Source organism: Winogradskyella damuponensis (assembly GCF_039538385.1).
Lineage (GTDB): Bacteria > Bacteroidota > Bacteroidia > Flavobacteriales > Flavobacteriaceae > Winogradskyella > Winogradskyella damuponensis.
In genome coordinates, this window is sequence record NZ_BAABCB010000009.1 from 1 (window position 1) to 6,588 (window position 6,588).

General features: G+C 30.8%; 7 protein-coding genes. 1 reads left to right on the forward strand and 6 read right to left on the reverse strand.

Annotated elements, in window-relative coordinates; genetic code table 11:
- Window positions 1-823 precede the first annotated feature (823 nt).
- The 6 genes from ABD730_RS05725 to ABD730_RS05750 form a co-directional block, all read right to left on the reverse strand.
- Entirely contained in the window at window positions 824-1,564 is a 741-nt protein-coding gene (locus ABD730_RS05725) for a hypothetical protein (RefSeq protein WP_344713187.1), read from the reverse strand.
- A gap of 154 nt (window positions 1,565-1,718) precedes the next feature.
- Complete coding sequence (locus ABD730_RS05730) at window positions 1,719-2,576, reverse strand: hypothetical protein (protein WP_344713189.1); 858 nt, start codon at window positions 2,574-2,576, stop codon at window positions 1,719-1,721.
- A gap of 153 nt (window positions 2,577-2,729) precedes the next feature.
- Entirely contained in the window at window positions 2,730-3,524 is a 795-nt protein-coding gene (locus tag ABD730_RS05735) for a cation efflux transmembrane domain-containing protein (protein WP_200859789.1), read from the reverse strand.
- Between the two features lie 155 nt (window positions 3,525-3,679).
- Window positions 3,680-4,129 carry a ubiquitin family protein gene (locus tag ABD730_RS05740; protein ID WP_334471853.1) on the reverse strand — a complete coding sequence of 150 codons (450 nt, stop codon included), beginning with the start codon at window positions 4,127-4,129 and terminating at the stop codon, window positions 3,680-3,682.
- Between the two features lie 186 nt (window positions 4,130-4,315).
- Complete coding sequence (locus ABD730_RS05745) at window positions 4,316-5,083, reverse strand: hypothetical protein (protein ID WP_179354745.1); 768 nt, start codon at window positions 5,081-5,083, stop codon at window positions 4,316-4,318.
- Window positions 5,084-5,230: 147 nt separating this feature from the next.
- Window positions 5,231-5,815: a hypothetical protein gene (locus ABD730_RS05750; protein WP_344713196.1), complete on the reverse strand. Its 585-nt coding sequence runs from the start codon at window positions 5,813-5,815 to the stop codon at window positions 5,231-5,233.
- 412 nt (window positions 5,816-6,227) lie between these two features.
- Between ABD730_RS05750 and ABD730_RS05755 the strand changes: the two genes are divergently transcribed.
- Window positions 6,228-6,588: IS110 family transposase (locus tag ABD730_RS05755; protein WP_344713201.1), on the forward strand; the 361-nt coding region annotated here is incomplete at its 3' end.

The following is a 6,588-nucleotide window of genomic DNA, read 5'->3' on the forward strand; positions in this document are numbered from 1 at the left end:
TTTAACGTTCAGCTTTAAATTCCAACGTATTTTTCTGAAGCAAGTAAGCACAGAATTTCGTGAAAGTCTTGAAATTGTTGGCACGCGCAAAATGTTTGCCAACGGTCTTGTATATGATTTGTTGCGTGTTATAAGCGAGTAAGTTAGCAAATAAAAACCGAAATAGAAAAACCGTGAGGTTTTTCGACAGTAGGCTACAAGCAGCTATAAATTATATACATTGTTAGCTAACGTTTTTTCTTTTTACGTGCTACTCCTTTGTGTATTTCCGGACGATTTGTTTTTCAGACGTTGTTTCATTTTTTACTTAAAGATCAAAAAAATCTCCGAATTATTATTCCGTTCTTTTCCGCAAAGAGAATCAGTTTTGATTTCCTGCCGAAAATTTGTGATATCAGAAACGAATGATTTAAATAAACTAATTTCAGATTTTTTAAGCAGCGAAAAGTTCAGCCGTACGTTTTGCCATTCCGCTTATCAGCCAAAAGTTGAGGATTGCTATAATTTTGAATTAAAGAACCGAAGTTGGGTAAGTCGAAATTCGTGCGTAAATTTCCGCAAGAGTAAAAAATTCCAGCGTAATGTTTTTTTAAGATTCAGCTTTAAATTCCAACTTAGTTTTCTGAAGCAAGTAAGCACAGAATTTCGTAAAAGCCTTGAAATTGTTGACACGCGCAAAATGTTTGCTAACGTGTTTGTATATGGTTTGTTGCGTGGTTTAGGCACTAAAGTTAGCAAATAAAAACCGAATAGAAAATCCGCGAGGATTTTCGTAAGTAGGCTAGAACTAGCAATAAATTATATACGGTGTTAGCAAACGTTTTTATTCAGTCAATTCGTAATATTTAAATCGACTTTGCTTTTTATTTTCTCTTTTATAACCTTTAGCGTCTTTATGTTCAGGAATTTCAAATATACTACTTTCAAATACCTTGTTTTTAATTTTAACCAACCTATATTCTTCATATAAGTCTGCATTTTTAACTTTTAACTTATAGTAGTAGAGTATAGAATTTTGCAATTCCGATGCTATTTGTTCTGGATGTATTTGCTCTCCAATATTCCTTAGTATATTCCTATTGTCAGTCAGTTTAAAATCATTAGATTCCGAATAAACATAAGTCTCGTTTCCATATTCTCTTTCCACGAAAAGTTTCTTTAATTCACAATCTTTTTTGTCGAGATTTAGTATTGTATCTGATTTTGATAATGAAACTATTTTTCCAAAATGTGAATTTTCTCGATTGTAAAGTTTTCCAAAATTCAGATTATCCTCATTCATTGAGAGTTTTTTTGACTTACTCAAGTTGTCTTTATAGATTACATAAATTTTTTTCAGAGAATCAATAAAGAGTATTTTTTCATATTCTTTTTTATTTGTCAGCTTGATATAATTCTTGTCTTTGTAAGATATTGTTAGAGTATCATAAAAATTTCTTGATTTGGAATAGTTTTTAGAATTCATTTTCATATTGTGATGATAAATCAATTCCCCTTCAAATTCTTTTTCAGTAGTTGACTGATTAATGAACAAAAGACTAAATATTAATATCAGTATTCTCATTTTTTTTTCAAATGTTTGCTAACGTGTTGTGTATGGTTAGTTGCGTGTTTAAGCAACTAATTTAGCAAATAAAACACAGATAGAATATTCCGCAGGAATATTCGTAAGCAGGCTATCACTAGCAATTAATTATACACGGTGTTGGCAAACGTAATTATAGTTTAGCAGAAAGCCTATTTAAAGATTCGACTATTTTTATTAAAAGAGTTGATGCTTTCGAATACGAACCTTCTTTAAAATTATAATATGAATTCATGTTTACAATAACTAATGATGTTATTCTAGAACAAGTTAATAAGATATTAGAAAATGACTCTACACTTTCCTTACTTTTTTTAAGTGAAGAATTCAGCTGTCTTATACTTATATATTCTGAATGAATATGATTAGAATATAACGAATGACTTCTTGATAAATTTCCTATTTGTATCAATTCATAGACTTCATTTGGCGTTATTAGTCTAGCATGTTTTGGATTGATGAATTTTTCTCTTTTTGCAAAGTTTGCAGTTTTAAACTCTTCTAGTTTTCTTATGTTTCTTAATTCTTGAGCAAGTTCATTTCTCATTTTTGTAATCGGTAGAAAATCTTTTGGATACTTCTGATTAAGAAAGATGTGTTTTCTTAATCCATGTATTTTATAAACATAAGCCCTTAGGTTTTTAGAGTAGTCAATATTCAAAAAAAACATATAACTTAAATTGACAAAAGTTTCAATCTGCAATCGTGCTAAAGAATATACAGCTGTCATGTCATTTATATTGATGTTTTTATCACGAACTATAATAGTTGAACCTTTTGTTAGGTTTATAAGACTTGAGTTATGATACAATATTTGAAACAATAACTTTTCAAAAAGTCCAGCATTTTCAAATTTAATTCCAAATTCATGTAAATCTTGAGTACAGTCAGCTAGAAGAGTATTTAAATCTTTTAGAATTTCTCTTTGATTTAAGAGCGATGCGTCATTAATTGATAATAATGCTTTTAGTTTAGCTTCTTGTTCACTCATTATGTTTGCCAACGGTCTTGTGTATGATTAGTGGCGTGTTTAAGCACCTAATTTAGCAAATAAATACCGAATAGAAAATCCGCGAGGATTTTCGTAAGTAGGTGAGTACTAGCTATTAATTATACACGTTGTTGTAAGTAGTGCTTTTTTCATTCACTTACTTAATTTCAAAATCCTAAATGCTCCTTGAATAACCAATACAAAAACGATTGTTCCAATAATCAAATCAGGTTTATTTGAACTCAAATAATGCACTAAAATTCCTGCAATTATTACTCCTAAATTTATAATCACGTCATTAGAGGTGAAAATCATACTCGCTTTCATATGTGCTTCTTCTTTACTTTTTGACTTTTGCAAAATATAAAGACAAATTCCGTTCGCGATAAGTGCGAAAATCGAAACGATAATCATTGTTGAAAAATCGGGAAGTTTCTCGTCTCCGAAAAATCTTCTTAAAACTTCTACAAATCCAATAATCGCAAGTATTATTTGAAAATATCCAGCAAGTTTGGCAATCCGTTTTTTCTTTATTACTGTTCCGCCAACCGCAAACAAACTAATTCCGTAAACAAAACTGTCCGCAAGCATATCTAAACTGTCTGCAACAAGTCCCATAGATTTTGAGATAATTCCTGTTGTCATTTCGATTATGAAAAACGCAAAATTTATAACGAGTACAGACCAAAGTAACTTTTTTTGGCTTTCGTTTTCTTTAAATTCTGTTTGGTCGGTTTGTTCAGTCGAGATTTTCTTTCCGCCTAAATTCAGTTCGATAACTGACTTTTCTATTTGATCAATTTCTCCGCTGTGAAAAACGGTCAATTTTCGGTTCGGAATATCAAAGTCCAAATTCGCAATACTTGAAATTCCATCCAATTTCATTCGGATTAGATTTTCCTCTGAAGGACAGTCCATTTTGGTAATTTCAAATATTGTCTTTTTCACTCGGTTTCTTGGTTTTTCTGCATTACTTACAACGGTTTTGTGTATGGTTAGTTGCGTGGTTAAGCAACTAAGTTAGCAAACTTTAACGAACCCGTGAAAATTCCGCAGGAATTTTCGCAAGTAGGCTAGAACCAAGCAATTAATTATACACGGTGTTACCCAACGTTTTTTATTCCGCTTTTTATTTTTTCAATCCAATTTTTATCAGTCGGTTCAACAATAATTGCTTTAAAATTTAATCTTTCATTCTCGATTCCAACACCTTTTAAATCGTCAATATGTAAGTCAAAATCAAATGCTGGTGGAAACTTGGATGAGTTAATATTCCGAGATTTTAAAACTTTTCGATTTTCTTTTTCGTTTACAATTCGGCTTACTTTTATTCCGTAATATTTTAAAGTCAATCGTATTTTTCTTTTAGTTCTAAATGATGTTGTATAAATATGAATTTCGTGACCTTGGTTTTGTAAATAGGAAATCAATTCACGAGTACCTTTTCGCATTTCTTCAATTCCGAACAGTTTTGCAATTCCGTTTCTGTTTTCAGTTTCAAATTCCTTTCCGTTCGGAATTAATGTGCTGTCAAGGTCAAAACTTATATTCATTTATTTATGTTCCAATATTATTTTCGGTTCGATTATCGTGATTTTTGGCAAATGTTGGGTAACGTGTTTGTGTATGGTTAGTTGCGTGGTTAAGCGACTAAGTTAGCAAACATTTACGAACCCGTGAATATTCCGCAGGAATATTCGCAAGTAGGCTCAATGAAGCAATTAATTATACACGGTGTTCTACGCAGTTTTTTTCCACAAATTATTCAGCGACTTTTTTACTTTTCCTTTAATTTCATAAAAATATGCTTTATTTCCTTTTATAATTACTTTTTTATTTCTCGGCATTCTTTCCTTGTCGATAGGAATTACAATATCTATTTCGTAATAGTCAGAATGTTTTTTTTTAGTTCGCAGTTCGATAAAATCTGTAAATCCGTAAGTATAAATTCCGAATTTCTCAATATCTTTTTTTGCTATTCTAAACGTATTTGTTGAATCTAAATTCACTCTGTTTCTTAATCGAGGTGCCCAAGCGCAACTTCCTTCTTTTAGCCATTCTCTTGTCAAATGCTTGTATTTTCTCCTTTTATTAAAGTAAAGAGTTAGTATTTCAAATTCCGTTTTTTGTTTTTCAATCAAGTTTTGTTTTTCGTAAAGTTCAACATAATGGTTGACCTTAATTTTAATCGAGTCTTTAAGTCCAATTTGCTTTTCAGTTATATTCACAGTTGGCTCTCGTCTTTTTAAGTGTGGATTTAAAATAACTTCTCCATCTTTTAAAATCCATTTTCCTTCGTTTGTGTAATTTTTAAAGGTCTGTGGATAAACATAATCAGTTGTTCTTAATTTAAAAGTTCCGTTTGCTTTTAATTCCAATTCGGTTATTAATGCTTCTCCATTTGGCATCCAGTCTCCGTATTTCCCGATATATTTAGAAATGTCATTTTGTGCCTGAACATTTATTGTCAGTAAAAATATTGTTAATATGTAAAATGTTTTTTTCAAATTGCGTAGAACGTGTTTGTGTATGGTTAGTTGCGTGGTTAAGCAACTAAGTTAGCAAACTTTTACGAACCCGTGAAAATTCCGCAGGAATTTTCGCAAGTAGGCTAGAACAAAGCAATTAATTATACACGGTGTTGTAGCACGTTTTTATTTTGTCCAGTTCTCCTCAATGAATTCAATTTCTTTATTCAATCCGTTTTTAAATTCAAGAGTAGAATAGGGATTAGTTAATATTTTTTCAGTCAGTTCTTTGGGAATATTTTTAAGTTCAAAAAAGTCTTTTACTTTTTCCCTTGTAATGTTTTGAGGGAAATTTGGTGTTTCCCAAGGTGTCCACCATTCTTTTCCAGTTCGAGAATCTGAAGGTACAAAAATCAGTAAATTCTCAAAGATTGCTTTAATTTCAAATCCCTCTTTATTCCGATTAATTGCTATCCAATTGGTTAAGTCCGTTTTTTTTCTTTCAGCAAAGTTTTTTCCACCAACGATTCTTTTTCCGAGTTCATTTTCTCCAATCCAATTAATTTCTTTTAGTCCGTCAAAAATTAAATAACTATACTCAATATTTACTCTATCCTCAATATTTCCGATTACATTTTGGTCAATAAGTTCAAGCTTAATGTATGGAATTAAAAGACAATTCTCATTCAGATAACATTCACCCGAATATGACTCAAAAGTGTCAATTGAATCAATTTTATCAGATACGTCTATTAACTTTCCTTTGGTCATTTCTCAAATGTGCTACAACGGTCTTGTGTATGAAACGTAGCGTGCAAAAAGGCACTAATTTTCGGATTAACACAGAGCCGAATTTTTATATTTTGTTTTTAACTTATCAATCTTAAAAGCCAAATTTAAAAATTTGGCGGTTTTTGTAAATAAGCACAAACCTTTCGATTTGAGCTTATTAGCTATGTTTTATACACGTCTTAAGTTTGTAATTCATTAAATTTAATTAATAATTAGAAAGAACAAAAGAGAGCATTAAGGTTACTATACACGGTGAAGCATTAGACTTCGGCAACATTGATAATCCTCTCTCTTTTACTACTTAAACTTCGTTCAGTTCTGTGAGACCTAGATCTCGTTTTCAAGTTGTTGAAATATGAGTAGCGTTGTTCTTTCCAAATTTCAAGTTGTTATGACTAAAGATAGAAAAATTTATGGTATTGACATTAGTAAATCTGTGTTTGATATTTACAATCAAGACACAGGACATTATCAATTACAGAATGATGAAAAGGGTTTTAAAAAACTACTAAAAAGTCTATCAAAAGAAGCTTTGGTAGTTATGGAAGCTACGGGATATTATCATTACAGATTAGCTCAGTTTTTATATAAAAAAGGGGTATTAGTATCTGTTGTAAACCCATTATCAGTAAAGCGTTTTATTCAAATGAAACTAGCCAAAGTAAAGACAGATAAGAGTGATGCTAAATCTATTTGTGAGTATGGTATCTTTAATGAAGTTCCGTTGTACAATGCTCTAACAGATGTACAGG